At 45.5% G+C, this 528-nt stretch carries 1 pseudogene; it reads right to left on the reverse strand.

Features of this window, described 5'->3' with window-relative positions:
* Positions 1–320 (reverse strand): annotated as a pseudogene (locus UF06_RS17760) (hypothetical protein); the annotation flags it as partial.
* Between the last annotated feature and the right edge of the window lie 208 nt (positions 321–528).

Genomic DNA, 528 nt, shown 5'->3' on the forward strand with positions numbered 1-528 from the left:
CAATTAGGCTGTTCAAACACTTGAATGCTCACGTAAGCAAACGCCAAACCATTCGCCAAATGCAGCGCCCACAACGGGCCCTTTTCACGCGTTTTCTTAGTCTGAACTTGAGAGTAGAAATAGAAAATCGCGAACACCACCATAAACGCTTCAATACGAAGTGATGCCACCGCAAGCCAAAGTACCCCTATCGCAGGCAACATTTTGTGGAGACGACCTCGCTGACCCGGACAAATATCGCCCTTGATCAAAAGCAAAGTCAGCAGCGCTTGTGCGCCAAATAACATTGGAGGGAAAGTAACCAGCAATTGTTGAATCATGTTGAATGCAAGCTCAAAAGTCGTTTTGGGGTGGCGATAATAGCAAATCACCTATCGCCAAACCACCTAAACTCTCCGCCTAACTTGCGATCCAAATAGCATCAAACAGGCTTAATGCTCATGCGTTTAATATTAAGCCTGTGCAGCAATACTTGACCTAGTCATTAGCATGAAGCTAGATACTGCAAGGCATCATCTTGAGTGAGTA

This window comes from Vibrio sp. S234-5 (assembly GCF_000960595.1).
Taxonomy (GTDB): Bacteria; Pseudomonadota; Gammaproteobacteria; order Enterobacterales; family Vibrionaceae; genus Vibrio.